The 16204-nt window shown below is 72.6% G+C and carries 14 protein-coding genes; 2 read left to right on the forward strand and 12 right to left on the reverse strand.

Going from position 1 to position 16204, the window contains the following annotated elements; all coding sequences use genetic code 11:
- Window positions 1-2544, forward strand: coding sequence for an ATP-binding protein (locus Sm713_RS35360; RefSeq protein WP_212914027.1), 2544 nt, complete (start codon window positions 1-3; stop codon window positions 2542-2544).
- A 128-nt stretch (window positions 2545-2672) separates the two neighbouring features.
- Here the strand turns inward: Sm713_RS35360 and Sm713_RS35365 are convergent, their stop codons facing one another.
- Complete coding sequence (locus Sm713_RS35365) at window positions 2673-3350, reverse strand: UbiX family flavin prenyltransferase (RefSeq protein WP_212914028.1); 678 nt, start codon at window positions 3348-3350, stop codon at window positions 2673-2675.
- A 41-nt stretch (window positions 3351-3391) separates the two neighbouring features.
- Between Sm713_RS35365 and Sm713_RS35370 the strand changes: the two genes are divergently transcribed.
- Entirely contained in the window at window positions 3392-4141 is a 750-nt protein-coding gene (locus tag Sm713_RS35370; protein WP_212914029.1) for a GntR family transcriptional regulator, read from the forward strand.
- On the opposite strand, the gene Sm713_RS35375 is transcribed toward Sm713_RS35370, so the two are convergent.
- From Sm713_RS35375 to Sm713_RS35425, 11 genes are all read right to left on the reverse strand, one after another.
- Window positions 4131-5141 (reverse strand): amidohydrolase family protein, encoded by a 1011-nt coding sequence (locus Sm713_RS35375; RefSeq protein ID WP_212914030.1) that lies wholly within the window; start codon window positions 5139-5141, stop codon window positions 4131-4133. The genes Sm713_RS35370 and Sm713_RS35375 overlap by 11 nt on opposite strands.
- Complete coding sequence (locus tag Sm713_RS35380; RefSeq protein WP_212914031.1) at window positions 5138-5983, reverse strand: alpha/beta fold hydrolase; 846 nt, start codon at window positions 5981-5983, stop codon at window positions 5138-5140. Before Sm713_RS35380 ends, Sm713_RS35375 begins: the two co-directional genes overlap by 4 nt.
- Window positions 5980-6900 carry a xanthine dehydrogenase family protein subunit M gene (locus Sm713_RS35385; RefSeq protein ID WP_212914032.1) on the reverse strand — a complete coding sequence of 307 codons (921 nt, stop codon included), beginning with the start codon at window positions 6898-6900 and terminating at the stop codon, window positions 5980-5982. Before Sm713_RS35385 ends, Sm713_RS35380 begins: the two co-directional genes overlap by 4 nt.
- Window positions 6897-9296, reverse strand: coding sequence for a xanthine dehydrogenase family protein molybdopterin-binding subunit (locus Sm713_RS35390; RefSeq protein ID WP_212914033.1), 2400 nt, complete (start codon window positions 9294-9296; stop codon window positions 6897-6899). Before Sm713_RS35390 ends, Sm713_RS35385 begins: the two co-directional genes overlap by 4 nt.
- Window positions 9296-9853, reverse strand: a complete 558-nt coding sequence (locus Sm713_RS35395; protein ID WP_212914034.1) for a (2Fe-2S)-binding protein — start codon at window positions 9851-9853, stop codon at window positions 9296-9298. Before Sm713_RS35395 ends, Sm713_RS35390 begins: the two co-directional genes overlap by 1 nt.
- Window positions 9854-9858: 5 nt before the next feature.
- Window positions 9859-10635 carry a GntR family transcriptional regulator gene (locus Sm713_RS35400; RefSeq protein WP_212914035.1) on the reverse strand — a complete coding sequence of 259 codons (777 nt, stop codon included), beginning with the start codon at window positions 10633-10635 and terminating at the stop codon, window positions 9859-9861.
- A complete protein-coding gene (locus Sm713_RS35405) occupies window positions 10629-12086 on the reverse strand; it encodes a UbiD family decarboxylase (RefSeq protein ID WP_212914036.1) in 1458 nt (485 codons plus the stop codon). The genes Sm713_RS35400 and Sm713_RS35405 overlap by 7 nt, the downstream gene beginning before the upstream one ends.
- Window positions 12087-12200: 114 nt before the next feature.
- On the reverse strand, window positions 12201-13211 hold the full coding sequence (locus Sm713_RS35410) for an ABC transporter substrate-binding protein (RefSeq protein ID WP_212914037.1): 1011 nt from the start codon (window positions 13209-13211) through the stop codon (window positions 12201-12203).
- A 17-nt stretch (window positions 13212-13228) separates the two neighbouring features.
- A complete protein-coding gene (locus tag Sm713_RS35415; protein WP_212914038.1) occupies window positions 13229-14062 on the reverse strand; it encodes an ABC transporter permease in 834 nt (277 codons plus the stop codon).
- Window positions 14034-14873, reverse strand: a complete 840-nt coding sequence (locus Sm713_RS35420) for an ABC transporter ATP-binding protein (protein WP_212914039.1) — start codon at window positions 14871-14873, stop codon at window positions 14034-14036. The genes Sm713_RS35415 and Sm713_RS35420 overlap by 29 nt, the downstream gene beginning before the upstream one ends.
- A 530-nt stretch (window positions 14874-15403) precedes the next feature.
- Window positions 15404-15832 (reverse strand): organic hydroperoxide resistance protein, encoded by a 429-nt coding sequence (locus Sm713_RS35425; protein ID WP_212914040.1) that lies wholly within the window; start codon window positions 15830-15832, stop codon window positions 15404-15406.
- Window positions 15833-16204 lie beyond the last annotated feature (372 nt).

A 16204-nucleotide genomic window follows, 5' to 3' on the forward strand; every position in this document is an offset into this window, starting at 1 on the left:
ATGGCTCGCGGCAAGCTTCGGATCTACCTCGGCGCAGCACCCGGCGTCGGCAAGACGTACGCCATGCTGTCCGAGGCGCACCGCCGCGTCGAGCGGGGCACCGACTGCGTGGTCGGCTTCGTCGAGCACCACGGAAGGGCCCGCACCGAGGTGATGCTGCACGGGCTGGAGGAGGTGCCCCGCAGGGAGCTGGAGTACCGGGGCACCACCTTCACGGAGATGGACGTCGACGCCATCCTGGCCCGCCGCCCCGAGGTCACCATCGTGGACGAGCTCGCCCACACCAACGTGCCCGGCTCGCGCAACGCCAAGCGCTGGCAGGACGTGGAGGAGCTGCTGGCCGCCGGGATCAAGGTCATCTCCACGGTGAACATCCAGCACCTGGAGTCACTGGGCGACGTCGTGGAGTCGATCACCGGCGTGCGGCAGCGGGAGACCGTACCGGACGAGGTCGTCCGCAAGGCCGACGAGATAGAGCTCGTCGACATGGCCCCGGAAGCGCTGCGCCGGCGCATGGCGCACGGCAACATCTACAAGCCGGACAAGGTCGACGCGGCGCTCTCCAACTACTTCCGGCCGGGAAACCTCACCGCCCTGCGCGAGCTGGCGCTGCTGTGGGTGGCGGACAGGGTCGACACCTACCTTCAGGAGTACCGCAGCGAGCACCACGTCTCCACCATCTGGGGCTCCCGCGAGCGGATCGTGGTCGGCCTCACGGGCGGCCCCGAGGGGCGCACGCTCATCCGGCGCGCGGCCCGGCTCGCCGAGAAGGGCGCGGGCGGCGAGGTGATGGCCGTCTACATCTCGCGCAGCGACGGCCTGACCGCCGCCTCCCCGAAGGAGCTGGCCGTCCAGCGCACCCTGGTGGAGGACCTCGGCGGCACGTTCCACCACGTCGTCGGCGACGACATACCGGACGGCCTGCTGGAGTTCGCGCGCGGCGCCAACGCCACGCAGATCGTCCTCGGCGTCTCCCGCCGCAAGGGCTGGCAGTACGTCTTCGGCCCCGGCGTCGGCGCCACGGTCGCCCGGGAGTCCGGCCCCGACCTTGACGTGCACCTGATTACGCACGGCGAGGTGGGCAAGGGCCGCGGGCTCCCCGTCGCCCGGAGCGCGCGGCTCGGCCGCGCGCGCCTGATCTGGGGCTGGGCGACGGGCCTCGCGGGCCCGGCGCTGCTGACCTGGCTGCTCGGCGGCGTCCTGCCGGACGTGGGCCTGGCCAACGAGATGCTGCTGTTCCTGGCCGCGACGGTGGCGGCGGCCCTGCTGGGCGGGCTGCTGCCCGCGCTGGCCTCGGCGGCCGCGGGTTCCCTGCTGCTGAACTGGTTCTTCACCCCGCCGGTGCGGCACCTGACCATCGCCGACCCGAGGAACATCGTCGCCATGGCGATCTTCGTCGGGGTCGCCGTCTCCGTGGCGTCCGTGGTCGGCGTCGCCTCCCGGCGCACCCACCAGGCGGCCCGGCTGCGCGCCGAGGCGGAGATCCTCTCCTTCCTGGCCGGCAGCGTGCTGCGCGGCGAGACCAGCCTGGCCGCGCTCCTGGAGCGGGTGCGCGAGACCTTCGGCATGGAGTCGGTCGCGCTGCTGGAACGCGCCAAGGACACGGAGCCCTGGACCTGCGCCGGCAGCGTCGGTCCGCACCCCTGCCGGACCCCCGACAGCGCCGACGTCGACGTGCCGGTCGGCGACCACATGGCACTGGCGCTGTCAGGGCGCGTGCTGCCGGCCGAGGACCGCAGGGTGCTCGCCGCCTTCGCCGCCCAGGCCGCGGTCGTCCTGGACCGCCAGCGCCTCAAGCACGAGGCCGACCAGGCCAAGCACCTGGCCGAGGGCAACCGCATCCGCACCGCCCTGCTCGCCGCCGTCAGCCACGACCTGCGCACGCCGCTCGCCGGCATCAAGGCCTCGGTCACCTCGCTGCGCTCGGACGACGTCGAGTGGTCCGAACAGGACCGGGCCGAGCTCCTGGAGGCCATCGAGGCGGGCGCCGACCGCCTCGACAACCTCGTCGGCAACCTCCTCGACATGTCCCGCCTCCAGACCGGCACCGTCACCCCGATCATCAGCGAGACCGACCTCGACGAGGTGATCCCGATGGCGCTCGGCGGCGTCCCCGAGGGCAGCGTGGAACTCGACATCCCCGAGACCATGCCCATGGTCGCCGTCGACCGGGGACTCCTGGAGCGGTCCGTGGCCAACGTCGTCGAGAACGCGGTCAAGTACAGCCCCCCGCAGGTGCCCGTGCTGGTCTCGGCGAGCGCCATCGCCGACCGTGTCGAGGTCCGCGTGGCGGACCGCGGTCCCGGGGTCCCCGACGAGGCCAAGGACCACATCTTCGAACCCTTCCAGCGCTACGGCGACTCCCCGCACGGCGCGGGCGTCGGCCTCGGCCTCGCGGTCGCCCGCGGCTTCGCCGAGGCCATGGGCGGCACCCTCACCGCGGAGGACACGCCCGGCGGAGGCCTCACCATGGTGCTCAGCCTGCACAGAGTGGGGGAGCACCCGCCGGCGGAACCGGAAGTGCCGGCGGCGGTCGCCGGGTAGCCGGGCGCGGCGGTCGCCCGGTTGACGCGTGCGGAGGGCAGCGGTTGGAAGCGCGCGGTGATCGTCTGGTTGACGCTTGCGGCCCCGGGCCTGCGCCGGCCTCCGGCACGCGGTGTTTCGACCGGACGTCACGCACCAGGTGCATCGCCCTCGCACGGCGTGCCGGACCCGGCGCGCGCCGCGCCGAGCTGCCCCTGCCACCGGGTGTAGAGGGTGTGCGGGACACCGAGGACGTCCAGGACCTTGCCCGCGACGAAGTCGACCAGCTGCTGGACGTCGCGGGCGCCGGCGTAGAAGCCCGGTGAGGCCGGCAGCACCACCGCCCCCTCGCCGGCCAGGTCGGCCATCTGCTGGAGGGTGACACGGCGCAGGGGCGCCTCCCGCGGCACCAGTACGAGGGTCCTGCGCTCCTTGAGGGTCACGTCGGCCGCACGCTGGATCAGGTCCTTGCTCATCCCGGTGGCGATGCCCGCGACACAGGCCGTGGTGGCGGGCACGACCACCATGCCCCGGGTGGGGTAGCTGCCGCTGGCGGGTCCCGCGGAGAAGTCGTTCTCCCTCCACACCGCCATGTCCCCGGGGTCGCGGCCGATGAAGGCCTTGACGTCCGCCTGCCACCGCGCCTCGCGGAAGGCCAGGCCGGTCTCGTCGAGCATCGTCAGCCGCGCCGCCCTGCTGACCACGAGGTCGACGGGCTCACCGGCGTCGAGCAGGCCCCGCAGGACGGCCGCCGCGTACGGCGTGCCGCTCGCCCCGGTGATGCCGACGACCCAGGGCGTCCTGGGTGTGGTTGGCTGGTGATCCATGGCAGGCCCTTTCCGGGATGGCGACGAGGTGGTGCACGGGCATGGCGGCAGGCGGACCCGACGATCCGGTGGCGGAGGCCGTCCTTCCCGAGCTGACGGCGGGCGAGCGGGAGATCCTGCGGGTGCTCGGCCGGTCGCAGGCGCTGGACAGCGTCGGCAACGCGATCCTCGTCTCGGTCGGCGCCGGGATCATCGAGGGCCGGCTCAAGCCGGGCGACGACCTCAACTCCGTTGAGCTCGCCCGCCGGTTCCACAGCAGCCGCACGCCCGTGCGCGAGGCGCTGGCGACGCTCGAACGCGAGGGCCTGGTCGAGATCGTCGCCCGCAAGCGGCCCCGGGTGCGGCACCTCGGCATGGCCGAGATCCGCGAGATATACGAACTCCGCGGCGAGCTGTACGGCCTGGTGAGCCGGCGCATCGTCCAGCACTGCACGGACGCGCAGCTCGACGAGCTGGCCACGGTCCTGGCGGCCCAGCAGGAGGCCGCCGCGGACCGCGACCTGGACCGGTACTTCTGGCTCAACTCGGAGTTCCGCAACACCGAGGCACGGCTCGCGGCGAACGAGACCGTGCGCGGCGTCCTCGACTCGGTGGGCATCAGGACCCTCCAGCTGCGGCATCTGAGCCTGTCGCTGCCCGGGCGCATGGAGACGTCCGTCGCCGACCACCGGCGGCTGATGCAGGCGTACCGGGACCGGGAGGCGGAGCTGGCCTCCGCCCTCACCCGGTCCATCGTGCGCCGGGGCCTCGCGGCCGTGGAGCGCTCGGGCCGGCCCGAGTTCACGGACTGACGCCGCCCGCGAGCAGGCTCGCCGCCCCGAGCACCGCCTCCCGTTCCACGCCGTCGGGCTTCACCGCGTCGAGCGCCTCGACGGGCCGGTCCGTACGCATCGGGAACGGGTAGTCGCTGCCCAGCAGCACGCGCTCGGCGCCGGCGAAGTCCAGCAGGTGGCGCAGCGCGTCGTCGTCGTGCAGCACGGTGTCGAAGAAGAGCTGCCCGAGCAGGTCGCGCGGGCTCCGGCCGCCCTTGGCGCGGAACTGCACGGGCGCCGCCGTGAAGCCGCGCTCCAACCGCCCGATCTGGTACGGGACGAACCCGCCGCCGTGCACCAGCAGCACCCGCAGCCCCGGCCGGCGCTCCAGCACACCGCCGAGCAGCAGTGCGGCCGCGGCGAACGTCGTCTCCGACGGGTTGCCGACCAGGATGTGCAGGAACAGCCGCCGGCTGCGTTCGGGCACGTCGAGTTCGGCCGGGTGCACGATCACCGGGACGCCCAGCTCGTCCGCGGCGTCCCAGAAGGGGTCCAACGACGGGTCGTCGAGGCCGAGGTCGTTCACCCGGGCACCGATCTGCACGGCCACGTGGCCGAGTTCGGTGACCGCGCGGCGCAGCTCGGCCACCGCGTAGCCGGGGTGCTGCAGGGGCACGGCAGCGGCGGGGAGGAACCGGTCCTGCGCGGCGAGGGCCGCCGCGGAGTCGTTCTGCACCCGGGCGAGCCAGAGGCCGTCGTCCGGGGGCAGCTCGTATCCGGCGAGGTCCATCCAGGGGGCGACGAGCTGGACGTCCACACCGGCCGCGTCCATCCAGGCCAGCCGGGCGGCCACGTCGCTCAGCTGGGGCAGCAGCGGCAGCCCGCTGGGCCGGCCGGCCACTTCGACGCGCGTGACCGGCTTGCCGGCTACCTCACGGGTGACCAGGCGGACCTGGTGGTCGGCCCCCTCGTCCCTGATCCGCTCGATGGCGTGGGTGCCCACGTGGTGGGCGTGGACGTCGATCACCTGCGTGCTCATGCCCGTTCTCCCACCTTGTCGCCTGCCGCCGGGCGCTCGAGCAGTGTGAGGAGCGCGTCCACCACCACCTCCGGGTTCTCCAGGGCGGTCAGGTGCCGCGTGCCGGGCACCACGACCGCGGGGCCGTCGCCGATGAGCCCGGCGAGCGCCCTGGCCATCTCCGGCGGGGTCGCCCCGTCGTCCTCGCCGACGAGGACGGCCGCGGGGTGCGGGATCCGGCCCGCCCCCTCGCGCAGGTCGGCGGCGCCGAGCATGGCGCACGTGGCCTCGTAGCAGGCGAGGTCGTTCGCCGTGAACACCTCGGTCAGGTGCGCCATCAGCTCCGGCCGCGCGGCGCGGAATCCGTCGCCGAACCAGCGGGTGAGCTGGAACGGGATCAGCGAGTCGAGTCCCTTCGCACGGGCGGTGGCGGCCCGTGCCGCCCAGTCCTCCGGCGCCGTGGGCCCGTACCAGGCGGTGGTGTCGACGAAGAGCGCGGCGCGGGTGCGCTCGGGGTGGGCGGCGGCGAAGGCCTGGGCGACACAGCCGCCCATGGAGCAGCCGGCGACCACGGTGTCCCGCCAGCCGAGGTGGTCCAGCAGGTCGGCGAGGTCGTCGCCGAACTGGGCCGTCGTGTACGGGCCCGCGGGCCGTCCCGAGCGGCCGTGGCCCCGGCAGTCGTACGCCACCATCTCGGCCCGGCCCGCGAGCAGGTCCGTGACCGCGGACCACAGGGACCGGTCGAGGGCGAGGCTGTGCACCAGGGCGATGCGCGGCGCCCCGGTCCCCGCCGGGTGCAGGGTGTACGACAGGGGCACGCCGTCGCGTGTCCTCGCCTGTCCGTGGACGGCTGTGGCGGTCATCGTTGTCCTTCCGGGGTGGACGCCGGGCGGCCGGCGGCGGCCTCGGCGCGGCGGATCGCGGTGGTCAGGGCGCGCCGGGAGAACTCGGCGATCATGCGGGTCTTGTACGCGGCGGAGCCCTTGACGTCGCCGTACGGCGTGGTGGAGGCAGCGGCGCGGGCGGCGGCCTCCTCGACGAGGGCCCGGTCGGCGCGGCCCCCCGCCAGCCCGCCGAGGTCGACGGCGACGGGGCCGCCGGCCACCGATCCGACCGCGAGGGAGAGCCGGTCCACGGTGCCGTCCGCGTCGAGGCTGACGACGGCGGCGACGTTGACGCAGGCGTACTCCCACACGCCGCGCACGAGGAACTTCTCGTACGCGGAGCCCGTTGTGGCGGCGGGCAGGGGGAGCCGCACGTGCTCGACCAGCTCGTCGGCGCGCAGCCGGTCCAGCTCCGTGACGGCGAGGGTCCTGCCGCCCCGTGCGCTCCTCACGGCGAGACTCGCGCCGATGGCGGTGAGCGCCACCGGCGGGTCGTGGCTGTCGTCGCGGGCGGCGATGTTGCCGCCGAGCGTGACCATCTCCCGGATCCGGCCGGTCGCCACGGAGCCGGCCGCCTCGGTCAGGACGGGCCAGGTGCGCGACAGCAGCCCGTCGGCGGCGCAGGCGGCGAGCCGGACGCCCGCGCCCACGGCGATGTGGTCGGAGTGCTCGGCGATGCCGGTGAGCTCGGGCAGCGCCGCCACCGACACCAGCGCCGGGGCCTTCGCGGGCAGCCGGTGGTGGCGGCGCAGGGCGTGGCCGACGCCTCCGCCGAGCACGGCCGCGTCACCGCCGGCGATCAGCCGCAGGGCCTCGTCGAGGGTGCGGGGCGTCAGCAGGGCCGTGGGGGCCGCGGGCGCCCCGGCGGGCAGCGGTCCGGAGTCGAGGGTGGTCACGTCAGGTCCCCTCCTTCCGCGTCGAGAGGGCCTGGGGTGCGTTCCTCCGGGGGGTCCTGGCCGGGTTCGGCAGCCGGCCGCTCGCCGTCCCGCATGCCCCAGTAGATCTTCTCCGCGGTGATCGGCAGCTCGTGGACGCGGACGCCCACCGCGTCGGCCACCGCACTGGCGATGATCGACGGCACCGGGTCCAGGGCGATCTCGCCCACTCCCTTCGCGCCGAACGGGCCCGTCGGCTCGTAGGAGTCGGCGAACTCGATGTGCAGCTTCGGCATGACGCCCGCCGTGGGCAGCTTGTAGTCGGAGAAGTTCGGCCGGGTCGGCGCACCCTGCTGCCAGTCGAAGCGTTCGGTGACGGCCATCCCGAGGCCCTGCGCGATGGCGCCCTCCACCTGGCCCTCGGCGAGCGGCGGGTTGAGGACGGTGCCGCAGTCGACGACCGCGGCGAGCTCCAGGACCCGCACGGCGCCGGTCGCCTCGTCCACCTCGACCTCCGCGGCCTCGGCGACGAAGTTGTAGGCGCCGGACTCGTTGCCGTACCGGCTCTGGTCGGGGAACTCCGAGGGGTTGTCGAACGAGCCGACACCCACGATCGGCTCGCCGCCCGGCCGGTACAGCTCCGCGCGGACGACCGCGCCGACCGGGGCGCTCACCGGGCCCTCGCCGTTCGATCCGGCCGGGCCGTGCACGACGCCGTCCTCGACCCAGAGCTGCGCCGCCGGCCGGTCGAGCTGGCGTGAGGCGGCCTCCAGCAGCCCGGTGCAGGCCTGCTCGGCGGCCTGCTTGACGGCGTTGCCCGCCACGTACGTGACCCGGCTCGCCAGCGCCCCGAGCGCGTGCGTGGTCAGGTCCGTGTCCGGGCGCGTCACGGAGACGTCGGCGACGGGCAGGCCCAGCTCGGCCGCCGCGATCTGGGCGAGGGTGGTGCGGGCGCCGGTGCCGATCTCGCCCTCGCCGACGATGACGGTGGCGCGGCCGTCCTCGGCGAGCCGCACGATTGCGGAACTTCCGTCGTAGTCGCCGAAGCTGCGGCGGCCCGAGACGTGGACGCTGACGCCCATCGCGAGGCCCCGGCCCGGTTTGCGTTCGGCGCGCTTGGCCTTCCAGCCGATGGCCCCGGCCGCCCTGCTGATGCACTGCTTCAGCTCGCAGCTGCTGATCTTGTGGTTGTGCGGCGAGACGCTGCCCGTCTCGACGGCGTTGAGCAGGAACAGGTCCGGCACGTCGATGCCGAGCTTCTCGGCCGCCAGGTCCCACGCCTGGCCGACCGCCCAGTCCGCGGAGGGGTTGCCGAAGCCGCGGAACGCGCCGGTGGGCTCCAGATTGGTGTAGACGAGCCGTGAACGGGCCCGCACGGCCCGGTAGTTGAACAGCGCGTCGTGGCGCACGGTCGCGGCGCCGAGCACGGCCTGGGCCTTGCCGGTGTAGGCGCCGTTGTCGGCGATGACCTCGATGTCCTTCGCGGTGACCAGGCCGTCCGCGGTGAAGCCGAGGCGGACCGTGTAGCGCATCGGGATGCGCGGTCGGCTCGCGAGGAACTCCTCCTCGCGGGTGTTGACGAGCTGCACCGGACGGCCGGCCTTGCGGGCGAGGATGGCGCAGATGACGGACGTGTTGTCGTCGCCCGACTTGCCGCCGAAGCCGCCGCCGATCTCGGTCTGCACCACCCGCACGGCCCGCAGCGGCAGCCCGAGGGCGGTCGCGTACCGCTGCCGTGCGAGGAACGGCGTCTGCGTGTTGACCCAGAGGCTGACCCGGTCGCGGGTCCACTCGGCCGTGCAGCCGATGGTCTCGATCGAGCCGTGCCACTGGCGGGCGCTCTGCCAGGTGCCCTCCACCACGACGTCGCTGCGGTCGAACCAGGCGTCGGCACCGCCGCGGTCGAAGCCGAACTCGTGGGCGACGTTGCCGGGCGCGTCGTCGTGGACCAGCGGTGCGCCCTCGGCGAGCGCCTCGTCGAGGCTGAGGACGGCGGGCAGCACCTCGTACTCGACCTCGATCAGCTCCGCGGCCCGCCGGGCCGTCTCCAGGTCCAGGGCGGCCACCGCCGCGACCTCGTCGCCGACGTAGCGGACGCGTCCGATCGCGAGCGGGTACAGGTCGGGCCGGAAGGCACCCCACTTGACCGCGGCCGTGTCGCCACCGGTGATGACGGCGTGCACACCGGGCAGCCGCTCGGCGCGTGAGGTGTCCACCGACACGATGCGGGCGGCGGCGTGCGGGGAGCGGACCACGGCGCCGTACAGCATGCGCGGCAGCCGGCTGTCCCCGGCGTACACCGCGCGCCCGGTGACCTTCTCGACGGCGTCGAGGCGTTCGACGGGACTGCCGATCACCGGGGGTAGCACCGCGCGGCCCAGGTCGAGTCCGGTGGCGGGGAGTTCGGCGGTCGACATCAGCGTTCCTCCTTGCCCGCGGCCTTCTGGAGGGCCACGGCCTCGCGCGCGGAATCGAGGATCTTCACGTAGCCGGTGCAGCGGCAGTAGTTGCCGTCTACCGTGCGCTTGATGTCCTCCTCGCCGGGGTCGGGATCGTCGTCGAGCAGCGCGCGCAGCGCCATGACGTGGCCGGGCGTGCAGAAGCCGCACTGGAGCCCGGCCCGCGCCACGAAGCCGTCCTGGACCGGGTCGAGGCCGCCGGGCCCTTCGAGGTCCTCGATGGTGCGTACGTCGGAGCCTTCGAGCAGGCCCACCATCTTCAGGCAGGACGGCACCGCGGCACCGTCGACGATGACCGTGCAGGCCCCGCAGTAGCCGATCGCGCAGCCCGACTTGGTGCCGGTGAGGCCGAGGTCGTGGCGCAGGACGTCCAGCAGCGGGGTGGTGGGGTCCTGGACGTGGATCTCCACGTCGTCGTGGTTGAGCCTGAAACGCAGGGGGACGGCCATGGACTTCCTTGCTTCGCTCTGGCTTGCCGTGGTGTCGGGTGGTGCGGTGCTGACGGAGTCGTTCATGGAGGTCACAGTTCCTCTCCCGTCCATCCGGAGCGCTCGATCGCCGCGTACCCGGCCCGGACCAGTGACTGGGTGAGGGCGGAGGCGAGTTCGGCGTCCCGGTCCTCGTAGGCCTGGAGCAGGCGCGCGTGGTCGCGTACGGACACGTCGAGCCGGCCGGGCTGGGCGAGGCTCAGGTGGCGCAGTTGCAGGGCCCGCAGTCCGAGGGAGTCGAGGACGCGGCGCAGGGTGGCGTCGCGGGCGACGTCCGCCTCGGTGTTGCGGAACTGCACGTTGACCCAGAAGTAGCGGTCCACGTCGTCCTGTGCCGCGGCGTCCTCCAGGGCGCGCTGATGGCCGCGGAGCGTCTCCAGGTCGGCCTCGGTCGCCATCCGTACGACGGCCCGGCTGACCAGCGAGTAGAGCTCGGCCCGCAGGTTGTACAGCTCCCTGACCTCCCGCAGCAGCAGCCGGGCCACGCGCGGGCGGCGCCGCGCGGTGATCTCGACGAAGCCCTCTCGCTCCAGCACGAGCAGCGCCTCGCGCACGGGGGTCCTGCTGCTGTTGAACGACCGGGCGAGCTCCACGGAGTTGAGGTCGTCGCCCGGGGACAGGCGGCCCTCGATGATCTCGGTGGCCACCGCGAGCGCTATCTCGTCGGCGATGCTGGGGACGGTCAGGCCCCGGCCGAAGGTCCGGGTGAGTTCCAGCCTGCCGGTGCTCTCGCCGATCAGCGGGCGGCCGGCGGGTGGCGGTGGGTGGCGCCCGTCCGGTCCGGACGCAGTGGTGCGATCCGTCACCATGCGCCGCCCAGCACGTCGGGCCAGCGCCGGGTGACCCTGTCGAGCAGCTCCCTGCTCGCCTCCGCGACCGCCGGGAACTGGCCGAGGCGGGTCCACGGCCGGCAGGCGTCGATCACGGCACGGGTGTTGAACGGCGGCATGTCCCGCTCCTTCAGCGGGTCCACCCGGCTGCCCCAGGTGCGGCGCATCGTCTCGATGTCGTCGGCCGGGTCGGTGCGCGTGCACATCGCCCACACCACGTCGTTGAGGCTGCGCGGGTCCACGTCCTCGTCCACGACGACCACGAACTTGTTCATGTACGCGGCGGCCGGCAGCTGGGAGGCGAGGTATCCGGCCTGCCGCGCGTGTCCCGCGTACTGCTGCCGGATGGCCACGGCGAGCAGCTGGCGCCCGCCGCCCGCCTCGTGGGCCCACACTCCCGCCACTCCCGGCAGGCCGGTCCTGACCAGCGCGTCCTGGATCATGGCCGACTTCATCACGCTGCGCATGTACGAGTAGTCGTGCGGCGGCTTTCCGGGCGGGGCGCCGAGCAGGATCGGATCGTTGCGGTGGTAGACGCGCTCCACGTCGAGGGTGAGGACGGGCTCGATGCCGCCGCTGTAGTAGCCCGTCCACTCGCCGAACGGGCCCTCCTGCTCCCGCCGCTCGGGACGGAGCCAGCCCTCCACGGCGAGCTCCGAGGTGGCCGGGATCGGCAGCCCGGTGACCTCGCCGCGGATCACGTCCACCGGCCGGCCGAGCACGGCGCCCGCGTACTCCAGCTCGCTGACGCCGCCCGGCACCTCGGTGCCGGCCACGACGAGCAGCAGCGGATCGTGTCCCAGGGAGGCGGTGACGGGCGCCCGCCCCTCACGCGCGAACCACTCCCGCACGTGCGCGGCGCCGTGCTTGCCCGCCTCGATGTTGATGCTCGCGGCCCGGCCCTCGTTCTGCACCTGCATGCGGTAGGCGCCCGCGTTGACGACGCCGGTCTCGGGGTCGGTGGTGAACACCGCGCAGCCGGTGCCGATGTAGCGGCCGCCGTCCGCCTCGTGCCACTGCGGCACGGGGAAGTCCAGCAGGTCGACGTCGCCGTCCCGCAGCACGTTCTCGCGGACCGGCCCGGTGGGCACCTCGCGCACGGGATAGTCGGGCGCGTTCGCCACCCACTCTCCCGGCTTGGTGCGCAGCGCCTCCACGAGGGCCCGGTCGTCGAGGTCCGTGCCGAGCCGCAGGGTCATGCCGAGGCGGCGGGAGGCCGCCATGGAGGCCGTGAGGACGCGCTGGCCGGGGCGGTAGTCCACGATGTCGTCGAAGAGCAGGGCCGGTGGCGAGGGGCGCTTGTAGTTCACCTCGGACGCGGCACCGATCTCCTTGTCCCAGTGGGCGCCCGAGAGGGTTCTGACCTCGCCGAGCTTGTCCGCGAGGGCCAGCCAGCCGCGCAGGTCGTTGATGTCCTCCAGTGACGTCACGTCACTCGCCTCCCTTGTTCTTGGTCGTGACCGCGCCCCGGCGGGCGGCCGGGACGCGGTGGTGGCCGGCGGACGGCCGGAGCGCGGTGGGCTCATGGATAGAGCGCGGTGGGCTCATGGGTAGAGGGACCGGATGAGGCCGGACCGCTGCTCGGCGTCCACGTAGGAGTTGTCGATGAACGAGGAGGTGTCCTTCGGCATCTCGCCGACCCCCTTGGCCACGGTCGCGGCGAACGCGTCGTGGACGAGGCGGGGGTCCACCCGTGGTGTCCTGGCCCAGAGCGGGTTGAAGAAGTCGTAGGAGTACTCGGCGAGGGCCCGGCTGCTCACCCCGCTGTGCTTCATGATGCTCTTCACGGCGGCGGCCCTGTCGTTGTGCAGCATGGCCAGGCACTCGGTCTCCGACTTCACGAACGCGGTCACGGCCTTCCTGTTGGCCGCCATGTAGTCGGTCTTGACCGTGTAGGCGTTGGCCGCGGCGGGGAGCCCGGTGAAGTCCATGACCTTCTTGAAGCCCTTCTCGCGGGTCTTGGTGCCGGTGGGCGGCTGCGTGACGATGGCGTCGACCGCGCCGTTCTCCAGCGCCGAGACCTCGGCCGGGGTGCTCTTGAGGAAGACCTTCTGGACGTCGTCCTGCCGCCAGCCGTTGTGCTTGACGAGGGCGTCGATCGCCGCGTCCCCGAGGGAGCCCGGCGAGCTCAGCCCGATCTTGCGGCCCTTGATGCCGTCGCCGGGCCTGACCGACTTCCGGCCCCACATCTCCAGGTAGTAGCGGTTGATGGGCAGGGCGATGTACCGCAGGTCGACGCCCTTGAGGTTCATGGCCCCGGCCGCCGTGGACGTCGTGGCGCCCACGCCGACCTGGACGCCGTTGCTCACCAGGGCGGCGACGAGCTGCGAGGAGCTGTTGAGCAGGGTGATCTTGACGTCGAGGCCGTTCTTCTTGAAGACACCCTTGTCCTGGCAGATGTAGAGGTCCGAGTAGGCGGCCCCGATCGCCGTGTACCCCACCGTCATCTTCATGCTCGACGAGCGGACGGAGGCGGTCGGTGTCACGGCGCAGCCCGCGACGCTCAGGCAGAGCAGGGCTCCCAGGGACGCGGTCAGCGGTGTGGCGATGCGCATGGGACGGCTCGCTCCCCTCAGTCCGTGCCGGACCAGAACGTGAAGCGGCGCTCCAGGTAGCCGACACCGCGGGTGAGCACGATGGCGACCACGGCGATCACCGCGATCGAGGCCATGGCGTCGTCCATCTCGAAGTTCGACGTCTGGAGCTGGACCTGGTAGCCGAGTCCGGCGGAGCCCATGAACAGCTCGGCGACGATCGCACCGATCAGGGCGCGGCCCACGGCCTGCCGTATGCCGGCGAGTATGTAGGGGAGGGTCGCCGGGAAGGCGACGGAACGCAGGGTCGTCAGCCGCGAGGCGCAGAACACCCTCGCCACCTGCGTATGGCTGTCCTCCAGGTTGCGGGCGCCCGCGATCACATTGATGAGCAGCGGAAACAGCGCGCTCCACACCACGATGACGATGCGGGCGTTCATCTCGATGCCGAACCAGAAGATGAGCATCGGCAGGAAGACCACGTAGGGCACCGAGTACAGGATGCTGATCAGCGGGTCCGTCAGGCCGAAGAGCACTCTGTTGCGCCCAATGAGCAGGCCGGCGGGGATGCCCACGACGACCGAGATGAGCATGCCCCAGGCCACGATGGACAGGGTCGAGCCCAGCGGGCCCCAGACGCTTCCGGAGCCGATGGACCTGATCAGTGCGGTGAACGCGCCCGAGGGCGAGCTGCTGAAGTTCGGGTCGACGATGCCGGTGGCCGCGCAGATCTGCCAGGCGGCGAGGACCACCACCAGGCCGACGACGCCGAGGATCAGGTTCAGATGGCGGTCTCCCAGGGCGTGCCAGCGGCTCACCGCCGGCGGGTCCTGGGCGCGGAGGCTATCCGACGACAGTTGTGTCGCTGTCATGGTCACTCGCCCTTCGGCCTGGTTGGGTCTGGTTCATCACCAGACCGAGGATGTAGTCGTGGATGGCCTGGAACTCGGGTGTCCGCTTGACCTTGGAGCGGCGGGGCCGCGGCAGGTCGACGTCGACGACCTCGACGAGGTGGGCCGGGCCGCTGGAGAAGACGACGACCCGGTCGGCGAGGAAGACCGCCTCGGGGACGTCGTGGGTCACGAACACGGCGGTCTTGCCGGCGCCGGCTCCGTCCGCCTGCCAGATGCGGGTGAGCTCGTCCTGCATCAGCTCGCGCGTCTGGGCGTCCAGTGCGGAGAACGGCTCGTCCAGGAGCAGGAGATCGGGGTCGGTGGCCAGCGCGCGGGCCAGGTTGACCCGCTGGCTCATGCCGCCGGACAGCTCGCGCGGGTACTTGTCCTCCTTGCCGGCGAGCCCGACCAGTTCGACGAGCTCCGCGACACGGGATCTGCCGCGGTCGTCGAGGCGCTTCTGGGCCTTGAGGCCGAACTCGACGTTGGCCTGGACGTTGCGCCAGGGGAACAGCGAGGCCTGCTGGAACACGAGCGAGCGGTCCGGCGCGGGTCCCTGGATCTGGTCGCCGTTCAGCTCCAGACGGCCCGAGGCCACCGGGGTGAGCCCTGCGAGCGCCGTGAGGAACGTGGTCTTGCCGCAGCCGCTCGGCCCGACGATGGCCACGAACTCGTTCTCGGCGACGTCGAAGCTCAGCCCGTCGCAGGCGAGCGAGAAGGAGTGGGGCCGACGCGACCAGTGCCCGAGCCGGAGGTTTTCTACGACCAGTTTCTGTCGCGGAAGATGCACGGATACCTCCTCGGAGAGGGGAGCCGATCACCCCCATCGGGAGGAAGTGTCGACACTCGGATTCAAGCAGCAGCATGTGCTTGTGTCCAGGGGGTTACACGCGATCGTCCGCAATGTTTTTGCGAGGCTCCGCTTCTGCGGCTTGTTTCCCGGATCTCGTCCGAGGGGTCGGCTGCCCGGCCTCCCGTGATGGGGGCATAACACCTGATCGGGGTGGATTAGTGGCGCCGATGGTGTGGTTCGGCGTGGACGGTAGCCGCTCGGTGCGATCTGTTCAGTCGTGTTCCGGATGGGATGAAGCGGCTGGCCAGGGGAGTGTCAGCTCTCGCTCTCGTCGCAAAGTGTCGACACTTACTTGATTTGAAGGGAAGATGGCAGGTGGCTGGTTCATGCCGGTCCGCGAGCGTGTCGACCCCGCCGCTGCCGGAGCCGGATGGGTGGCGACCCTCGCCGGTCCGGGGGCTGGAAAACGCAACGGGCCAGGGCGGCCCCTGTGGGGTCCGGCCCTGGCCCGTTCTGGCCGCGGCGCGTCAGGCGATCGAGAGGCGCACCTCTATGTTGCCGCGCGTGGCGTTGGAGTAGGGGCACACCTCGTGCGCCTTCTCCACCAGCTCCTTGGCCGTGGCCTCCGGCACGTTCGGCAGGGAGACGGAGAGTTCCACGGTGAGGCCGTAGCCTCCGGAGGGGAGCTTGCCGAGGCCGACCTTGGCGGTCACCCTGGAGCCGGATATATCCGTCTTGTCGGCACGTGCGACGGCTCCCAGGGCGCTCTGGAAGCAGGCGCTGTAGCCGGCCGCGAAGAGCTGTTCGGGGTTGGTGCCCGCACCGCTGCCGCCCATCTCCCTGGGCGGGTTGACGATGACGTCGAGCTTGCCGTCGTCGCTGGCGACCCGGCCGTCGCGGCCGTTCTCCGCCGTGGCGACGGCGGTGTACAGGACGTCTACGGGCTGAATGGTCATGAACGAGTCCTCCTGGTCCGTTGCACTACTCCGCGACCGCAACCGGGCACGCCGGAAGCCGGGCCCCGCGGGCCCCGCCTCTGCGACCGTGCCCGGCCTTCCCGGAAGGATGCCTCGTCCGGACGTCTCCCGTTGCAGCCGCTCCTTCAACGTGCCAGCGGAGTGCTGGATTCCCGGCACGGACCCGCGGCCCTTCACCCCGGTGTCGCCGGCCCGGCCGGGCGGCACAGAGAGCGCGGGTCCCGCGCGGTCAGGAGGTTCTTCGGGTCCGTCGCGCGGGTCCGGGGCGCGGGCCCCGAGGGGGTGCACGGATCCGATGCCCGCGCCGAGGTGGGGGTCGCCGGCGCAGGGCGTCCGGAGCGGCCGGTGGCG

This window comes from Streptomyces sp. TS71-3 (genome assembly GCF_018327685.1).
Classification (GTDB): Bacteria; Actinomycetota; Actinomycetes; order Streptomycetales; family Streptomycetaceae; genus Streptomyces.

What these genes read in the sequence shown, in the direction of transcription:
- Sm713_RS35425 (WP_212914040.1), bottom strand. Translation starts at nt 15,832, where the DNA reads ATGACCATTCAGCCCGTAGACGTCCTGTACACCGCCGTCGCCACGGCG.
- Sm713_RS35410 (WP_212914037.1), bottom strand. Translation starts at nt 13,211, where the DNA reads ATGCGCATCGCCACACCGCTGACCGCGTCCCTGGGAGCCCTGCTCTGC.
- Sm713_RS35370 (WP_212914029.1), top strand. Translation starts at nt 3,392, where the DNA reads ATGGCGGCAGGCGGACCCGACGATCCGGTGGCGGAGGCCGTCCTTCCC.
- Sm713_RS35400 (WP_212914035.1), bottom strand. Translation starts at nt 10,635, where the DNA reads ATGGTGACGGATCGCACCACTGCGTCCGGACCGGACGGGCGCCACCCA.
- Sm713_RS35380 (WP_212914031.1), bottom strand. Translation starts at nt 5,983, where the DNA reads ATGACCGCCACAGCCGTCCACGGACAGGCGAGGACACGCGACGGCGTG.
- Sm713_RS35415 (WP_212914038.1), bottom strand. Translation starts at nt 14,062, where the DNA reads ATGACAGCGACACAACTGTCGTCGGATAGCCTCCGCGCCCAGGACCCG.
- Sm713_RS35390 (WP_212914033.1), bottom strand. Translation starts at nt 9,296, where the DNA reads ATGTCGACCGCCGAACTCCCCGCCACCGGACTCGACCTGGGCCGCGCG.
- Sm713_RS35360 (WP_212914027.1), top strand. Translation starts at nt 1, where the DNA reads ATGGCTCGCGGCAAGCTTCGGATCTACCTCGGCGCAGCACCCGGCGTC.
- Sm713_RS35375 (WP_212914030.1), bottom strand. Translation starts at nt 5,141, where the DNA reads ATGAGCACGCAGGTGATCGACGTCCACGCCCACCACGTGGGCACCCAC.
- Sm713_RS35395 (WP_212914034.1), bottom strand. Translation starts at nt 9,853, where the DNA reads ATGAACGACTCCGTCAGCACCGCACCACCCGACACCACGGCAAGCCAG.
- Sm713_RS35365 (WP_212914028.1), bottom strand. Translation starts at nt 3,350, where the DNA reads ATGGATCACCAGCCAACCACACCCAGGACGCCCTGGGTCGTCGGCATC.